This window comes from Collinsella sp. AM13-34 (assembly GCF_003473055.1).
Taxonomy (GTDB): Bacteria; Actinomycetota; Coriobacteriia; order Coriobacteriales; family Coriobacteriaceae; genus Collinsella.
The window spans coordinates 97,823-115,501 of sequence record NZ_QRLE01000001.1 but is presented as its reverse complement, the minus strand read 5'-3'; the positions used below and the strand labels follow the sequence as shown (position 1 = coordinate 115,501).

14 protein-coding genes are annotated in these 17,679 nt (G+C 58.1%); 8 read left to right on the top strand and 6 right to left on the bottom strand.

What is annotated here, in order from left to right:
- Positions 1 to 7: 7 nt before the first annotated feature.
- The 7 genes from DW151_RS00500 (at position 8) to DW151_RS00470 (ending at position 9,796) form a co-directional block, all read left to right on the top strand.
- The gene (locus tag DW151_RS00500) at positions 8 to 2,011 is read left to right on the top strand and encodes a translation factor GTPase family protein (protein ID WP_118333960.1); all 2,004 of its coding nucleotides are present in this window, start codon (positions 8 to 10) and stop codon (positions 2,009 to 2,011) included.
- Positions 2,012 to 2,104: 93 nt separating this feature from the next.
- Entirely contained in the window at positions 2,105 to 3,223 is a 1,119-nt protein-coding gene (locus tag DW151_RS00495; protein ID WP_089572898.1) for an AAA family ATPase, read from the top strand.
- Between the two features lie 10 nt (positions 3,224 to 3,233).
- Positions 3,234 to 5,729: an excinuclease ABC subunit UvrA gene (locus DW151_RS00490; RefSeq protein ID WP_233543263.1), complete on the top strand. Its 2,496-nt coding sequence runs from the start codon at positions 3,234 to 3,236 to the stop codon at positions 5,727 to 5,729.
- Between the two features lie 262 nt (positions 5,730 to 5,991).
- Positions 5,992 to 6,594, top strand: coding sequence for a recombinase family protein (locus tag DW151_RS00485; protein WP_118333957.1), 603 nt, complete (start codon positions 5,992 to 5,994; stop codon positions 6,592 to 6,594).
- Positions 6,595 to 6,794: 200 nt separating this feature from the next.
- Positions 6,795 to 7,607: an FxLYD domain-containing protein gene (locus DW151_RS00480; RefSeq protein WP_118333956.1), complete on the top strand. Its 813-nt coding sequence runs from the start codon at positions 6,795 to 6,797 to the stop codon at positions 7,605 to 7,607.
- Positions 7,608 to 7,751: 144 nt separating this feature from the next.
- A complete protein-coding gene (locus DW151_RS00475; protein ID WP_158563787.1) occupies positions 7,752 to 8,396 on the top strand; it encodes a DUF4230 domain-containing protein in 645 nt (214 codons plus the stop codon).
- 11 nt (positions 8,397 to 8,407) lie between these two features.
- Positions 8,408 to 9,796 carry an EcsC family protein gene (locus DW151_RS00470; RefSeq protein WP_118333954.1) on the top strand — a complete coding sequence of 463 codons (1,389 nt, stop codon included), beginning with the start codon at positions 8,408 to 8,410 and terminating at the stop codon, positions 9,794 to 9,796.
- A 103-nt stretch (positions 9,797 to 9,899) separates the two neighbouring features.
- On the opposite strand, the gene DW151_RS00465 is transcribed toward DW151_RS00470, so the two are convergent.
- The 4 genes from DW151_RS00465 to DW151_RS00450 form a co-directional block, all read right to left on the bottom strand.
- Positions 9,900 to 10,499, bottom strand: coding sequence for a tRNA (cytidine(34)-2'-O)-methyltransferase (locus DW151_RS00465; protein ID WP_118333953.1), 600 nt, complete (start codon positions 10,497 to 10,499; stop codon positions 9,900 to 9,902).
- 99 nt (positions 10,500 to 10,598) lie between these two features.
- Positions 10,599 to 11,729 (bottom strand): GTP-binding protein, encoded by a 1,131-nt coding sequence (locus DW151_RS00460; protein ID WP_118333951.1) that lies wholly within the window; start codon positions 11,727 to 11,729, stop codon positions 10,599 to 10,601.
- An 86-nt stretch (positions 11,730 to 11,815) separates the two neighbouring features.
- A complete protein-coding gene (locus DW151_RS00455; protein ID WP_118333950.1) occupies positions 11,816 to 12,157 on the bottom strand; it encodes an arsenate reductase family protein in 342 nt (113 codons plus the stop codon).
- Between the two features lie 16 nt (positions 12,158 to 12,173).
- On the bottom strand, positions 12,174 to 12,797 hold the full coding sequence (locus DW151_RS00450; protein WP_118333948.1) for a flavodoxin family protein: 624 nt from the start codon (positions 12,795 to 12,797) through the stop codon (positions 12,174 to 12,176).
- A gap of 334 nt (positions 12,798 to 13,131) precedes the next feature.
- Between DW151_RS00450 and DW151_RS00445 the strand changes: the two genes are divergently transcribed.
- Entirely contained in the window at positions 13,132 to 13,452 is a 321-nt protein-coding gene (locus DW151_RS00445; RefSeq protein ID WP_117635527.1) for a DUF3784 domain-containing protein, read from the top strand.
- A gap of 284 nt (positions 13,453 to 13,736) precedes the next feature.
- Here DW151_RS00445 and DW151_RS00440 read toward each other — a convergent pair whose 3' ends face one another.
- Both DW151_RS00440 and DW151_RS00435 read right to left on the bottom strand, forming a co-directional pair.
- Entirely contained in the window at positions 13,737 to 15,266 is a 1,530-nt protein-coding gene (locus DW151_RS00440) for a diguanylate cyclase domain-containing protein (RefSeq protein WP_118333947.1), read from the bottom strand.
- Between the two features lie 127 nt (positions 15,267 to 15,393).
- Complete coding sequence (locus DW151_RS00435) at positions 15,394 to 17,631, bottom strand: EAL domain-containing protein (protein WP_118333945.1); 2,238 nt, start codon at positions 17,629 to 17,631, stop codon at positions 15,394 to 15,396.
- Positions 17,632 to 17,679: the final 48 nt, after the last annotated feature.

Below are 17,679 nucleotides of genomic sequence, written 5' to 3'. Positions count from 1 at the left end.
GAGAGCCATGTCGAAGCAAGCGGTCGTTGGAATCTTGGCGCATGTCGATGCCGGCAAGACCACGCTGGCCGAGGCCATGCTGTTCAACGCGGGTCGCATTCGCAAGCGCGGCCGCGTGGACGATGGCGATTCGCATCTGGACACGAACGCGATCGAGCGCGAGCGTGGCATCACGATTTTCTCGTCGCAGGCCGTACTCGACCACGGCGACGCCCACGTTATGCTCGTGGATGCGCCCGGCCACGTCGATTTTTCTGCCGAGGCAGAGCGCACACTGCGTGCCCTGGACTACGCGATTCTGGTGGTGGGCGCCAACGATGGCGTGCAGGGGCACACCGAAACCCTGTGGCGCCTGCTTGCGCGCTATGACATTCCGACGTTCATCTATATCAACAAAATCGATTTGGAGAATCCCGGCCGCGATGTTTTGCTGGCACAACTTGGGCAGCGTCTTTCCGAGGGCTGCCTGGATGCCAGCGAACTGCTGGCGGGCGGTGCCGCCTGGGAGGACGCTGCTGCGTTGGACGAGGCGGCGCTCGAGGAGTTTCTTGAGACGGGCGAGATTTCCGTCGCAACGCTGTCGCGCATGGTTGCCGAGCGTAAGCTCTTTCCCTGCTTTGCTGGTTCGGCGCTCAAGGATCAGGGCGTGGGCGAGCTGCTGGATGGCATGTGCGCGCTGATGCGTGAACAGGCGTGGCTCCCGGAGTTTGCCGCGCGCGTCTATCGTGTCAGCCAAGGTGTTCGCGGCGAGCGCTTGGCTTGGGTTAAGGTGACCGGCGGCACGCTGCGCGCAAAACAGGTAATCGGCGGACGCTCCGGTACCGAGGCATGGGAGCAAAAGGTCGACCAGATTCGCATCTATAACGGCGAGAAATACGAGCTTGCCCAGGAAGTTGCCGCTGGCGGCATCTGCGCCGTGACGGGCCTCGCGCACGTTCGCCCAGGGGACGCCCTGGGCGCGGAGCCCGCGGGCGATGCGCCCGTCATCGCTCCGGTCCTCACCTATACGGTGCTGCCGGGCGAACACGACGTTCATGCGGTGTTTAAAGCGCTGAGTGAGTTGGCGGACGAAGATCCCATGCTCGGCGTAAGCTGGAATACGCATCTTGAGCAGATCCATTTGCAGTTGATGGGCGCCGTGCAGCTCGAGGTCGTGCAGCGGGTGTTGGCCGATCGCTTTGGCCTTTCGGTTGCGTTTGAGCCCGGCGGCATTCTCTATAAGGAGACTATTTCGCGGCCGGTCGAGGGCGTGGGCCACTTTGAGCCGCTGCGCCACTATGCCGAGGTGCATCTGCGCCTGGAGCCGTTGCCGGCGGGTTCGGGTGTGCAGTTTGGCACCGTGACCTCGACCGACGAGCTCGATCTTAACTGGCAGCGTTTGGCACTCACCAACGCTATGGAGCGCGACCACCTGGGCGTGCTGACGGGCTCGCCCATCACCGATGTGCGCATTACGCTCACGGGCGGCCGCGCGCATGCCAAACACACCGAGGGCGGCGATTTTCGCCAGGCCACGTATCGCGCGATTCGCCAGGGTTTGATGCAGGCGCGCGAGGTCGGCGCAGACGTGTTGCTGGAGCCGTGGTACCACTTTGAGCTCGAGGTGCCGGGGGAGTGCGTGGGCCGGGCGTTGTCAGATGCCACACGCATGGGTGCCGAGTACGAGCCGCCGACGATGGCGGGAGACCGAGCGAAGCTTGTGGGTCGCGTGCCGGCATCCGAGGTGCAGGATTACGCGCTGGAGGTGGCTGCCTACACGAGCGGGCGCGGTCATCTGTACCTGGAGTTCGCCGGTTATGCGGCTTGCCATGATGCCGAGCGCGTAATCGAGACGGCCGCCTATGAGCCCGAGGCCGATCTGCCCAACACGCCCGACTCGGTCTTTTGCTCTCACGGCGCCGGCTACACGGTCAAATGGTACGACGTACCCGCCGCGGCGCACGTAAAGATCGATCCCACCACCTTCCGCCCCTGGCGAGCAGCAGACGCCGAGTTTTTCGGCCACATGTGACAAAGGGACAGCCCCTTTGTCACATGCTATTGGTATAACTCAGTATAAGTTGGTATAACTGTTACCAGGGTTTGCCAATCCGAGGAGGCCGATATGAATCCAAATCCCTTTAAGCCCACAGCTGGTAAGCGGCCTCCGATACTCATCGGTCGCGAGTCGGTCATCGAAGATTTTGAGGAAGGGCTCGACAACGGCGCCGGAGCGCCGGGCAGGCTCATGCTCATTACGGGAAACCGCGGCTGTGGCAAAACGGTTCTCCTGCGGGAGCTGCAACGTCTAGCCAGCGAGCGCGGATGGGCGGTTGTCTCCGATTCCGCTTCGCTTGGTTTGTGCGACCGCTTGGCCGACGCGCTTCGCTCGAATAAACCCGTTGTGACGTCAATGGAGTTTGGGCCGTCGTTTGGCCGGATGTCGGTCGAGGCGGCGCGGGCAAAAGGCGAGACATTGCGAGGGCTGGTCAACGAGCGTCTCAAGAAGCTCGGTCCGGGCAAGGGCGTCTTGTTTGCGATTGACGAGGCACAATCGGTGTCTATCGAGGAACTGGCGGCTCTTGCCGTCCTCTATCAGCAGGTGCTCGGAGACCAGGATGCCACGGGCTTGCCCGATAGCGACCAGCGCGGTCTTGCGCTGGCGTTCGCCGGCTTGCCCAGTATGGTTGACGATCTGCTCGAAGAGCCGAGCGTGACGTTTTTGCGGCGTGCCCAGCAGCGTACGTTGGGGGCAATATCTTTGCCCAAAGTGCGCGATTCGTATATCCAGACGGTCAAAGACGCTGGTCTTTACGTTGACGCGGAGACGGCGGACCTTGCGGCGCGCAAGAGCATGGGGCATCCCTATATGGTTCAGCTGGTGGGCTATTACATGTGGCGGTCTGCTGTCCGGCGTGGCTCGCAGGTCATCGAAAGGCGCGATGTCGAGAATGGCCATGCGGATGCCGTCTCCGAGTTCTACGAAGCGGTTGACGCACCTCTGTATTACGGTCTGCGCAGCCCTCAGCGCCTCTTTATCGAGGCTATGGCGGTTGACGAGGACAAGCCGACGCGCACGGCGGATATCATTGAGCGCTGCGACCGTACCCAGAGCTGGGCGAGTAAATATCGCGCAAGCCTGATTCGCGAGCGCGTCATCGAGGCCGCCGGATACGGCCTTGTGCGGTTTACCGTGCCCATGCTGGGCGAGTATATCCGCGACCGCGTTTTATGGCATGAGTAGGGTGATAAAGGTGACGGAACAGAAGATGAGCCCGCAGGCTATCGAGGTGCGCGGTGCACGTGTCCACAATCTCAAGGACATCGATATCGATATTCCGCTGGGGAGGCTCGTGGGCATTGCCGGCGTGTCGGGCTCGGGCAAGAGCTCGCTGGCGCTGGGAGTTCTTTATGCCGAGGGCTCGCGCCGTTACCTGGAGGCGCTCAGCGCCTATACTCGACGTCGCCTGACGCAGGCCGAGCACGCCCAGGTGGACGAGGTATTGCACGTACCGGCGGCACTCGCGTTGCATCAGCGTCCCAGTGTGCCAGGCGTGCGCTCGACCTTTGGTACCATGACCGAGCTCAACAACAGTCTGCGTTTGCTCTTTAGCCGCTGTGCCCATCACGTGTGCCCACATTGCGGGGCGCGTGTGGAGCCGAGCCTTAACGTGGCTGCGGGCCTGTCGCTCACGTGCCCCGCATGCGGCCGCGAGTTCTACGCGCCGAGTGCCGAGGACCTTGCCTTTAACAGCGGCGGTGCGTGCCCTACCTGCGGCGGCACCGGTGTCATGCGCGAGGTGGACGAAGCGAGCCTGGTGCCCGACGAGTCAAAGACCATCAACGAAGGCGCGGTGCTTCCCTGGGGTACGCTCATGTGGGATCTGATGAAGCAGGTAGCCGGCGAGATGGGCGTGCGCACCGACGTGCCGTTTAACCAGCTCACGCCTCAAGAGCGCGGCATCGTGTTCCACGGTCCGGCGGTTAAAAAGCACATTCTCTACGTTCCCAAAAACGGCGAGGGCGCCACGCCGCTCGATTTTACCTATTACAACGCTGTCTATACCGTCGAGAATGCGCTCGCCAAGGTTAAGGACGACAAGGGCCTCAAGCGCGTGGCGCGCTTTTTGCGCGAGGGGCCATGCCGTGACTGTGGCGGCACGCGTCTCTCCGAGGCCGCACGCCATCCCCAGGTGCGCGGTATCAATCTGGCGCAGGCCGCGGCCATGACATTGGGCGAGGCGATTGAGTGGGTGCGCGGGGTGCCCGCATCCTTGCCGGCCGAGATGCAGCCCATGGCAGCGGATATCTGCGATTCGTTTTTGAGCACGGCCCGTCGCCTGGTCGACCTGGGGCTCGATTACCTCTCGCTCGACCGCGCCGGTGCTACGCTCTCCACGGGCGAGCGCCAGCGTGTACAGCTCGCCCGCGTGGTGCGCAACCGATCGACGGGCGTGCTTTATGTGTTGGACGAGCCCTCGATTGGCTTGCATCCTGCCAATGTCGACGGCTTGGTGGGCGTAATGCGCGATCTGGTGGATGACGGCAACACCGTGATTGTTGTTGATCACGATACGCGCGTTCTAGCGGAAGCTGACTATCTGGTCGAGATGGGCCCCGTTGCCGGAGCAGGCGGCGGTAATGTTATCGCTGCAGGTACGGTGGACGAGGTCGAACAATCGCAGGGCAGCCGCATCGCCCCGTTTTTGCGCTCAGAGCCCAAGCGCTTGCGGCCGCAGGTGGCTGACGACGAAATGTTCGACCAGGGCCATATCCGCATGGCGACCGATGCCATCCATACCGTCAAGCCGCTCGAAGTCGATATCCCGCGCGGTCGCTTGGTCGCGGTGACGGGCGTTTCGGGTTCGGGTAAGACGACGTTGGTGCTCGAGACGCTCATTCCGGCGCTCAAGGCGCAGGCGGCCGGCGAGCGCCTGCCAAAACATGTGCGTTGGGTCGATGCCGAAGGCATTGCCCGCGCAAACCTGATTGACGCTACGCCTATCGGCGCCAACGTGCGCTCGACGGTGGCGACTTATGCCGACATCCATGATGAGCTGCGTCGCGCCTTCGCCCGTACGCCCGAGGCCAAGGCAGCCGGCTACAAGGCGGGCGCCTTTAGCTACAACACTGGCGCTTTGCGCTGCCCTACGTGCGATGGCACGGGCTCGATATCGCTCGACGTGCAGTTTTTGCCCGACGTCGAGATCGTCTGTCCGGCATGTCGCGGCTCACGTTATGCAGACGCGGCTTTGCATATCCATCGCGAGGGCAAGGACGGGAGCTTACTGACGTTGCCGCAGCTCATGGACATGAGTGTGGACGAGGCCCTCGACGCTACGGTGGGGCTCAAGAAAGTTCAGGCGCGCTTACAGACCCTGCACGACCTGGGCTTGGGTTATCTCACGCTCGGCGAGCCCACGCCGGCGCTCTCGGGCGGCGAGGCGCAGCGTCTTAAGCTCGCGAGTGAGATGGGCCGCGTGCAGGATGATGCCGTATTCGTGTTCGACGAACCCACAATTGGCCTGCACCCGCTCGATGTTCAGGTGCTGCTGAGTGTGTTCGACGGCCTCGTCGCCAAGGGCGCCACAGTTGTCGTGATCGAACACGACCTCGACCTTATCCGCAACGCCGACTATGTGATCGACATGGGCCCGGGCGGCGGTGACGCGGGCGGGCAAATCGTCTGCGCCGGCACGCCGGGCGACATCGTGGCCTGCCCCGCAAGCATCACCGGCCGCTACCTATAACCGAATGTGACAAAGGGGCAGCCCCTTTGTCACATTGCCACATGCCGGCAAAGCCTGTCGGCATCACGGTTTTCTTTTCTAGCAATTCTAGTTAAAGGCAGCTGATTACCGTTAAAAGTCAGCATGTTGTCGGCATAGCGCTTGAACAGCTTGTGCCTGAGGACCAAAATGACCTCATCCCATTCGCGAAATTTGCACGCCCTATAGTGAGTGGGCTCTCGCTTGAGCTGATGCTGCCAAGAGGCGGCCGATAGGGGCAATTATGGACAATCGAATCTTTGGGTATGCGCGTGTCTCTTCCGCGGATCAGAACTTGGACCGCCAGTTAGACGCACTGGGAAGGTTTCCCGTTCAACAGGGTCAGATTTACGCTGACAAGGCAAGTGGTAAGAACTTTAGACGTCCCCAGTACCAGCGTCTTCTTCGCAGGTTGCGCGAGGGTGACGTTCTCGTGATCAAAAGTATCGACCGTTTGGGTCGCGATTATCGTGAAGTCCTCGATGAATGGAGACGCATCACGGTGGATAGACGCGCTGCCATCGTGGTGCTTGATATGCCGTTACTCGATACGCGCGAACAGCCCGATGGCATCACGGGAACGTTCATGGCGGACCTAGTCCTTCAAATCTTGAGTTACGTGGCGCAGCTAGAGCGTGAAAACATCAAGCAGCGCCAGGCGGAGGGCATCGCGTCGGCGCGCCTGCGTGGCGTGAGATTTGGGAGGCCGGCGCTCGAACGCCCGGATAGCTATAACGATGTCATTAAAGCATTCGAAGGAGGTGAAGTTACGAGGCGAGAGGCCGCAATGCTCCTGAACGTCAGCGCATCGACGTTCGATCGTTGGAGACGGGCGGGCACGAACTGATAAGACCGTTCGCCGTCTGTCCGTCCTCTTTAACTAGACATTTTGACGAGGGGAGTTTATTGCACAGAGCCCACTCCTTCCCTCGATGTTTATCCAGTTCACGCCCTGGAACCAAATAGTGCCACCGCGTTGCCAATTCGTCTGCTTTTTGACGAGGTGGCTAGATATCGTGTTTTGTTTTGTATTTAAAGGAGGACGAAATGAAAAGGCGTTATGGGATAGCTGCGGCGATCGCGCTATTTGCGACGGTGTTTTGTGGGGCTCTTCTGCTGAGCGGCTGCTCGCAGGCCGAGAAGAAAAACGATGAGCCTGATTATGCCGACGACCGTGCAATGGCCGTGATTGCTCAAGGCTATCAAAAGCGGTCTGATTACCTTGATTCACTGGGAGAGGATGCTGATCTAGGCTCGAATAAAGTGCGAAAAGAGGCAATTAAAACCGAGGTCGATAACGACAAAGAACTCAAAAAGGCGTCATTTAAAGACACTAAGATGCAAGAAGACGTCATCGCCTATCTCAACCTGCTTGATAATCAGCTTGATGTTGTCAAGAAGTACGCGGAATCGGATCCCAAGTACTACGACGAATGGGAAAGGGCCTACGACGCACGATCAGCACAGCTTAAGAAACTGGTTGATCGGTATGACTTGACGGTCGATGACGAGTATCGTGATGCGTTTGACGAGCTGATCAAGAACGGTAGGACCGTAGAGGAGAAGACGCATAATGATGAGGCCATCAACGGTCTGCTCTCATCGGCGACCTTTGAGAAAAGTGACGATGGCTACGGCCTCTATACGTACACCGCAATCGTCGAAAACACCTCCGACATATCGTTCGAAAACGTTTTTCTAAATGTTGCCCTTTACGATGCCGATGGTGTAAGGGCGGAAGAATGCTACGCAGATACATCCGCCTGGGCGCCTGGCGAGAAGGTGAAGTTTGAGGTAATGAGCGAGGTTGACGCTTCGAGGGTTGCACCGACAGTATCGAGTTACAGTGTCAAGGAATAATTCGCGGGAATAGGAAAGAGAGCGCGACCGTTTTCTCCGAACGGTCGCGTTTTGCATTAAGCCGTCGACAGAATGATTCGTGCAGCCATGCGCACGATGGAAGATGATGGAAAAGTCGAGCTAATAAAAGAAAGGCGAAACAGGATGGCAAAAACTAACTTGTTTACAACAATAACGCAAAAGCTTGTCTTTGGCGGTTTGCTGGCCGTTACAGCCGTGGCGACTGCCGGGTGCATCTGGATGTATTTGACGCGTAATCCCACAACGATCACCGATGATTCGATTCGTGAGGAGATTACTCCGGTCGTAAAGCTCGTGACGTACGAATATAACTTCACGCAGCTGCTCTCAATTGACGAAGCGGGGAATCCGCTTGGGTGGGAAAACCCCTTTACGTCTAAGCGATATGTCGCAACGATTGACGGCAAGGCTGACATCGGGATCAATGCCGATAAAGTGAAGACTGAAATCAAGCGGGTTGATATGAACGACAAGAGCTCAGAGGTCAAGAGCGTAAAGGTTACATTGCCTCACTCGGAAATTACCTCTTTCTCAACAGACCCCAATACACTGAAGAAATATGTTGAGGACAATGGTTTTCTGAACTGGAATCAAGTGAGTACAGACGATCTGAACGGTTTGTTGAAACAGGCTAAGAAAGAGCAGACCAAGAAGGTCAAAGAGAGCAATATGCTCAAAGAATCTGATGACAGAGCCCGTGGTCTGATCGAAAAACAGGTCAAAGCCCTATGCGGCGACGATGTCGATGTTAACGTTACGTTTAAGTAAGGGTGATTGGCGTGTCGGACAAACAGCAGCAGTTTGTTGAGGCGAAGCTCGAAAAACAGAAGAAGTCCGGTATTGGTTTTTCTTCGCTGGAGAACATAATGACTGGAGCATTTAATGGCGCTGGAAACGCCATTATGGATGTGGTCAAGGAGGCTCAAAAGAAATCGGGTGAATTGGCGGAAGCCGCTAGCCCGTTGGCGGATAATGCGCTTAAAGGTGTTTCGGACTTTGCAAACGGGATTGCTTCTGCAACCGCAGCCGCGGCGAACGAACGCTACAACGCAAAGCGACAAGAGCAACTCGGTCTGTCGTCGACGTTCATCGACGGTAATGGTAATTGGGTGTTGCCCGACCCGTTACTGACCAATCGAGAGCTTGCCGAGCTCGAGGCATTGACTGAGCAATACGAAAAGATGGTGGCGCCTTCAAAACTCAAACAGCTGACCGATAAGGCTGGGTCAAAGATACCGGAAAATCTTCGTGCTACCGTTGGAGATGCGCTCGACGGGCTTACAAGTGAGATTCAGCAACAAGAGCTGTATGCACAGGTTATGAAGCAGGTTGTCGATGGTTTCAAGGTTATCGAGGAGCAAGCTGCCAAGTACAGCGTTACTGAGGCGCAGATTGTTGAGGCCGCAAACACCACTCTTGAAAACGTTACTATCCGTTCGATTGATGAGCTATTCATGCTTCGGAGTTTTGACGTTGCGAAGATTGCGGCAGGTGAGAACGGTAAGCACCTGCTGCTTGCGGCGACCGAGGGCGCGGTGACGGGTGCTCCTGGTTTTGCCGGTCTGCCTTTCAATATCGTATTCAGCATGTTCCTCTATTATCGTGCGGTGCAGTCAGTGGCCATGATGTACGGATTTAACGTTAAAGAAGATCCGGCTGAAATGGTCATTGCGGGCGATGTGTTTTCAAACGCGATGGCTCCGTCTGCAGGTTCTGCTGATGGCATGGCTCTCGCAATCGGTAAGGTGATGCTTGTGGCCGAGATGGAGGGCGTGAAACAGACAGTCAAGAAGGGCTGGACGGCCATGGCGGCACGGGGCGGCGCGGCTATGCTTGTCACGCAGATTCGCGCTCTTGCTAATGTCGCTGCGCGTAAGGCGCTCGAGAATGCCGGTAAGAAGTCGATCGAGAGCAGTGTTTTCAAAAACGTACTCGAGCAAATTGGCAGGAATATCACTCAAAAATCCCTCGGCAAGGCTATTCCCGTATTTGGCGGCGCTGTCGGCGCCTTGTTTGATGTCTCGCAGATGAATCGTGTTTTGCAATATGCCAACATCTTCTACCACAAGCGATTCATCATTGAAAAACAGGAGCGTGTTGCAATACTAGTGGGTATGGAAACGGCCGCTGTGAACGGTGAGGTTGAGGCTTGCGATGCAGAAGGATAGCCGGCCGTGTTCTTCGATGGCGGAGAACTTTGGCGGCGTTTGGTGTAAATCGGTATAGGTAGGGGTGCGGACCTAATTGTGTGACAAAGGTACAGTCCCTTTGTCACATTCCCGGAAAGTCTGTTTGACGCAGGGCTTCGTAGAGGACGATGGCGGCGCTGTTGGAGAGGTTGAGGGCGCTGATGCGGTAGTCGTCCGGGTTGACGAAGTTGCCGCAGATGTCCTGTTGAAGGATAGCCTCGTGGCTGTCCTCGGTATGCCCGAGCGCCTCCTCGTGGGCTTCCCAGACTTCGGCATTATCGAGTGAGTCGCAATCGCGCAGCATAGGAATGCGCTCGCAGCATGTGGGCGCCGCGGCGAGCAGCTCTTCGGGAATCCCCGAGCTTTCGCTGCCAAAGACCAGATAGTCGCCGTCGCGGTAGGTGCTTTGCGCATAGGTGCGGCGCGCCTTTTTGGTCAGCAGGTGCAGGCGCTCGTCGGCGGGGGAGAGACCGTTGCGCGCAAGGAAATCCTTCCAACTGGCATATGTCGTCACGTCCAAGTTTTGCCAGTAGCCCAGGCCGGCGCGACGCACCGTCTTGTCGTCGAGCGAAAAGCCCAGCGGCTCCACCAGATGCAAGCGGGCACCGGTGACCACGCAGGTACGGCCGATGTTGCCCGTATTGGCCGGAATCTCGGGCGCATACAGCACGATATTGAACATGAATCTCCTTGGCTCAGAATGAAAAACCACCACGAAGGGGACAGGCACCTTCGTGGTGGTTTGGCGGTTACGTGGGCAGAAAACGCCCGCTTCGATAGCCTAGGCGCGGTGCCAGTCGGTCAGGCAGGCATCGAGGGCGGCGATGAGCGCATCCTTGTCCATGTGACGGCCGATGATGCACAGACTCGTCATGCGGTCGCCCGTCTCGTCGTCCCAAATCTGCATGATCTCGGGGTTCTCGTCGATGATCTTCTGCTTTTCGCCCTCGGGCGCAGAATCGACAAACAGACCGTTCTCCATCAGGCGCATCTGGTGGCCGGCCTGCTCAAACATGTAGCACATGTCCGGATCGCCGGTCTGCCACAGCGGACCTTTGACGCGAATGACTTCGTCGGGCCACTCCTGCTCAACAAAATCGGTGAACTTCTGCAGGTCAAACGGCTTGCGGCGCGAGTACACAAAGGTCTCGATGTCGTACTCGAGCACCTCGGGGTCGTCGTGCTCCTCGGGATGCTCCATGGCCTCGATCCAAGCGGCGGAGTTGTAGGCGCGCATAAAGTCGAAGCGGCCGGTGTCGAGCAGCTCCTCCATGGGGACCTCGCCGTTTTGGGCCTCGACAATCACGGCGTCCTTCTGTAGGCTACGCACGATGGCCTTGAGCTCGGCGATCTGCTCAGGGCTCACGGTATCGGTCTTGTTGAGGATCAGCGTGGAGCAAAACTCGATCTGCTGAATGAGCAGGCTCTCGATGTCGTCCTCGTCGATATCCTCGGCCAGCAGGTCGCGGCCGCCGTTGAACTCGTCGTACATGCGGGCGCAGTCGACCACGGCCACGATGTTGTCGAGCGCGAGCTTGGGCTCGCCGCCCACCTTGGCCTCGTCGCAGAAGCTCGAGATGGTGTAGGCGATGGGGATAGGCTCGCAAATGCCCGAGGCCTCGATGATGATGTAGTCGAACTTGCCCGAATCGGCGATGCCCTGCAGCTGGTTGGCAAGGTCATCCGAAAGCGTGCAGCAGATGCAGCCGTTGGTGAGCGGGATGAGGTCGTCGGTCTCGGAAAGGCCGCCATCGGCGATGAGGCTGGCGTCGACGTTGATCTCGCCGATATCGTTGACGATCACGGCGGCGCGGATGCCGCCATCGTTAGCGAGGATGTGGTTGAGCAGCGTAGTCTTGCCGGCACCGAGGTATCCGGTAAGCATGATGATCTTCACGGGTTTGTTGGGCATGTGCCCTCCTTTGTTAGACATGGCTTACAGTTGAATCATATGCCAAACGCCTGCTCTTATACCCAAGCGCTGGCAAATAACACAGGCTACTCCCAGGCTCCCCACACATCGGGGCAATAACCGACGGTGGCCTTTTTGCCGTTGCGCACGATGGGCTCGGCCAGAACCTGCTGGTTTTCGAACAACTTGTCGAAGCGCTGGCTAGGGGTGAGGTGCTGGATGAGCGCGAGCGTCTCCTCGTCCTTGGCCTTGGGGTTGAGCAGCTTGTCGATGCCGCCGACCGCCTGCATCACGCTCGTGAGCTCGCCTTTGCTCATCTCCTTTTCCTTAAGGTCAATAAACTGCACCTTAATGCGACGCTCCTTGAAATAGCGCTGTGCTTTCTTGGTATCGAACGACTTCTTAGTCCCGAAGATTTGCACGTTCATAGTATGTTCCGCCGCTCTAACGAATGAAGTTGGTCCTGGCGCGATCGGCCTTGGGGGCCTCGATGCCGGCGGCCTTTCCCGCCTCGATGCAATGCAGCAGCCAGGCCATGTTTTTGCCGATGTTTCGCATGGTGGCCAAGCCCTCGGCATCTTGGGCGGCCTCGCCCGGCATGGCGCCAAATACATTGTTCCAGTAGGTGGATGCCACCACGGGCATCTGGTTGATGGTGAAGTACTTGTTGAGCACGTCGAAGGTGGTCGACGTGCCACCGCGACGGGCAACGGCGACAGCGGCGCCCGGCTTGTGCGCAAAGGCCTTGCTGCCAGCATAGAATGCACGGTCGAGGGCAGAGAGGATACGTCCGCTGGGGTGCGCGTAGTAGACGGGCGAACCAAAGACAAAGCCGTCTGCCTGCTCGGCGACGGCAATCAACTCGTTGACCATGTCGTCGTCAAAGGTGCAGCGGCAATCGAGTTTGCCGCACTGGCCGCAACCGATGCAATCGCGAATGGGCTTAGCGCCTAGCTGAAACACCTCGGTATCGATACCCTCGGCGTTGAGCTGCTCGGCGACCTCGGCGAGTGCGCGGGCGGTGTTGCCGTTTGCCTTGGGGCTGCCATTGACCAAAAGAACCTTCATCACAAACTCCCTCTGCTGTCGGTGACTTCTGCGGAGGATTATCGCACGAGCGGGCAGATGGCGTGGGGCACGATGCCGGCCCCGAGGGCCCACGGCAGGCACGCTCACCAGGTACGAGCGGGATACGGTCCAGAGGATGTTGGAGTGCGGGGCCTCGTGCGAGCAGATTGTAAGGGGTCTGGGCGGGTCGCCCTCGATGGCGAGCTTTGAGGCCTTGGAAGGCGGGCTGCTGCGGCGGCTATGGTTTATACTAAGGCGGTTGCTATCGAGTAATTCATACTTGGTTTGATTCGATTGTGAATGCGTAACTAGGATGGAAAGCAAAGGAAACTCTATGGAAACAGAGGATGCTGTTTGCTTGATGACTTCGATTGCCTTGATTGTCCTTTCAATCCAATACCGAAGAGGAAGATGGCTCTGCTCAATTGCTGGATATGATGTCACAAAAAGGGAGAGCGAGATTGATATACGCCCTTACGCAAAGCTGATTTCTTCTGTGACGTTATGGATGGGGCTGCTGTTTTTCTTGTGGGCGGTAGAGGGCTGGGTACGCGATTGGAATACCAGCGTTTTTGAAGTTTTGGTTCTACTTCTGTTCAGCTTGGCCTCTTTGTCGTTCGTGCGGCTCGTTAGGTTTGTGTTTATGAGGCGATAGCCAGCGGAAGTGGCTGGACGACAAAATGGACCAATGCAGCCAATTGTCAATAGAATTTGATAGGCTTGGCTTAACAGATTTACTCGAGGGCATATCCGTGGCGGGGGATAGGTTCTATCTTGTTGAGCACTTATTTGCATCAGGCAAAGTAAACCAAGAGTATCGAAACGGTGCCCCCAGGCCCCGGGAGGGACTGCGGGGACGTTCGGCTAACTGCGGGTACGACCTATTTGCCCGATGTGTTCGCCCGGGATCGGAAATTAACCATCATGCGCCCCATAACGCTAGTCCAGCTTGGTGCCCGGTACCTGCGGCGCCTCTTTAATCAGCGCATTGAGCTCGTTCAAAATGGAAACGGGCTGTCGGTCGACGGCATCCAGATGAAGTGTCGCCACGCGAAGGGGCGGCTGATATTCAAATGAGCCAAGGAGCACGGGCGATCCCAAGAACCGTTCGATTTCGTCTGCAACCGCGTCGGTCTCTTCGGGATCAAGCTCGTCAAAGAGCGCCACGAACATCGGTCCGGTCGAGCGGAACAGACGACCCTTGCCGCGCGAGCAATCCATGAGGCAGGCGGCGCTTTCTGCCAAAACGCGGTCGCCTGCATCAAAGCCAAAGCGGGCATTGACCTTGGCGATGTCGTCGATTTTAATGGCGACCAAGCCCGCGTTTCGTGCCACGCGACGCATCTCGCCAATGGCGTTGACCAGGGCGTGGATGTCGCCCAGGCCGGTCACGGAATCGGTCGTATCTGCCAAGCTGCGGTTGATAATCATGCCCACGTACATGTTGGGCTCGGTATCGGTGCCGTCCAAGCGGTAGCCCGTGCAGTCGCAAAGCACGTATGCTTCGGTGGCATCCATCACGCGATACTGCATGTAGTGGAAGTGCCACGTACCGTTTATCACCATGTCGAGCTCGGCGCGTACGTTGTCGCGGTCCTCGGGGTGAACGCGGGCAAGCCACAAGTCGAGTGAGTTGTAGGGATGCTGGGAGGGCAGGTCAAAATCGCGTACGGCATTAACCGACCATTGTGATTCGCCCGTATCGAGATTGAGGATAAACGGATAGCGCGTCTCGGAGCTCATAGAGATCGCTTGGAATACGCGGTCGTTGCACGGAAGCTGCTCGGCAATTGGGTGTGGCGGCGCGTCATTGTCTTTCGGTTGCTGCACACGATGCATAAGCTTATAGCGATACATCTTGCGATCGGCATCCATCGTCATCTGGCGACGCGTGTCGCCGGCAAGTGGATTGACGCGCGAGCAGCCAAAGCTAAAGCTAGCGATCATGGGCGCCTTGCCACCTGAGCTCGCCTCGATCAGCCCGGCACGTACCTGCTCCAAGCGCTGCTCGAGTTCAGTCTCGTTTGCAGAGAGCGAGATAAGCACAAACTCGTCTCCACCGATACGGAACAGCATCTCATCGTGCTCCATGGTTTCGGAGAGCGTGCGACAGATGCTCAGAATATAGCGATTGCCTTCGGCGTGGCCAAACCTATCATTGCAATGCTTGAGATGGTCGATGTCAATATAGGCGCAGGTGAAGGGGGCGCCTTTGCGCCAGAGCTGCTCGACGTGACGGTCGAGTCCGCCACGGTTGTCCAAGTTGGTGAGCGGATCGATATAGGCGTTGCACTCAAGCAGCTGGCGCTCTTGTTGCAGGATGGCATGCGTCTTTTGCAGTTGCTCACCAACGGCGCGTAGCTCAGCAGGCAGCACGGAAACATCGAGTTCGGCGGTCGAGACACCATTCGCAAGTCGCTGAAGATAGGCAATAATCGATTGCTCGCCCAAGCGATATGACTCGTTCATGATGAATAACCTCCTTGGGCAGAACAACGGTTTGTATCATATCCCCAATTCGGTTTGAATTGGGGATATAAGTTAGCTAATGGAGACAAATGTCCCCTTCGGCGGTGGTGTTTTGCGCGCGAGCGTATCAGTTGTTTTTGCCACCATCGAGCAATGCCTCAAAATCATTCGCCGGCATGGGGCGGTAGTAGAGGAAGCCCTGAGCGTAGCGGGCGCCCATGTGGCGTAGTATGTTTGCCTGCTCATTTGTCTCGACGCCTTCGACCACGACGGGCAGATGGAGCGACTGCGCCATCTCGAGCATCGATGACACGATCTGCGCGCTGCGGCCTTGATCGCGGTCGGTGGGCACAAAGGTGCGGTCGAGCTTGATGACGTCGACGTTGACGTTCTTGAGCATCGCGAGCGTGGACTGGCCGGTGCCAAAATCGTCCATATAGGTCGAGAAGCCGCGGGTGTGCAGGTCGGCTGTCAGCCTATCCACGGCCTCGGACTCTCCCGTATAGGCTGTCTCGGTGATCTCGATGCGCATGAGCTCGGGCGGTAGGTTGTATTGGGCGGCGAGCGCCCCCATATGTTCGGCAACGTCGCAGGCAAGGATATCCACGCGCGACACATTAAGCGAGACCGGAACCACGCGAAGTCCTCGATCGATGCGCCCGCGCAGCCACGAGGCGACACCCTGCCAAATGTACTTGTCGAGCGTCACCACAAAGCCGCTTTCCTCGAGTGCGGGGATAAACGTTGCGGGCGAAATGAGAGAGCCGTCCTTGTCAATCCAGCGGGTGAGTGCTTCGGCGCCAATGATCTCGCCGGTTTCCATATCAACCTGGGGCTGCAGGTAGTAGGTGATGCGGTCGTTTGAGAGCGCATACTGGAACTCGGTGAGGGTGCGGTGAAACGCCACCTCGCGCTTGTATTCCTCGGGGCGAAAGACGGCGATGCGATCCTTAAAATCGTTTTTGGCGCGCCGATTGGTAAACATGGCCTTGGCCTGCGCGTCGATGGTGATTTCCTCGTTGGGGTCGATGGGGCAAACGCCCATGGACGGCCAGAAACCCACGCCGTCATCATGCTTGGCCACGGCGGCACGAACGCGGTTATAGATTTGATGGACGGTGTTGTGCTCAAAGGGGATGAGAATGCAAAAGTCGTCTTGGCCCCAGTATCCTGCGACGCCCATCTCGGCATTCTCGATGTCTTTGAGGACCGTGCCCACATCGGCGAGCACGCGGTCGCCCTCGGCCTGTCCGTGCCATTCGTTGAACAGTCGCATATGACCCATGTCGACGGTGGCGATACACCAAGCGCCGCCGTGCCTTGTCTTAAGAAATGCGTTGGCACGCCGCATAAACTCGCTGGGTCGATAGAGGCCCGTGAGCGAGTCGATACGTTCGGCTATGGCGCTTTTGCGCTCCGCCTCGGGTATGGGGAGGCTGTCGTTGGGAACAAGCCCGCCGGCCGTGCGAAGGCGACGGTCGAGTTCGCCTAAAACGGCGGTCGCTTGATGGGTTAAGTGCTCGTAAAAGGTCGGGACGACAAGGCAGACGGGAGTAATGGTGTCGCCTGCGATTCGAACAGGAGCGAAAACGGCCTCTTTAAGGTGGCGGGTCAGTTGCTCGAATGCCTTGTGGTCTAGGTCGTTGCTGAGCACGACGAACTGGACGCTTCGTGAACGGTAGACCCGGCTCCTGCCGCGGGTGATCGACAGCATGCGGCCTGCGTATTCGGCAAGCATGTTGTCGACAGCCTCGGCCCCGTAGAGCTCGTTGAGCTTTGTCGTGCCACGAACGCGCACCGCTATAAGCCCTGTCTCGCAACGATCGCGGCGGCAGGCGTCGATGGCGTTGGCCAGCATGCGCTGCGTTCCGAGGCCTGTGGCGGCGTCGACGGTTTCGGCAAGTGAGTGGTTGACGAGCTCACCGACATAGAGCGAGGGGACATTTCCGTCGCCGTCGATACGAAACCCGCGAGCACGGCAAAGGACGTAGTCGCCGACGGCGTTGCGCACACGATACTGCATGACGCGACGGTGCTTGGTGCCGTTGTAGACTTGGTCGATGTCGTTGATGCAGGCCTCAAGGTCGTCGGGATGGACGCGCGTTTTCCAGTAATCGCGACAGTTGTCTATGTGCTCCGAGGGAAGGCCAAGATCGCGCAAGGCACCTTGTGACCAAAGGGTGCGATGTTTGTCCAAGTTCTCGATAAAGAAATAGCGGCCCTCGTTGAGCATCGAAAAGGCGTCAAAAATACGATCGCTTATTTCGAAGTCGTCGGCGTGGACTTGCGTGATATTGCGTCGATCGAGGTGCATGGCATGACGTAGCTTGTAGTCGTACATGCGATGGTCGGCATCGAGCGTCATGCGATTGGAAGCTTCGCCCAGAGCGGGGTCGGCATGTGACACTCCGTA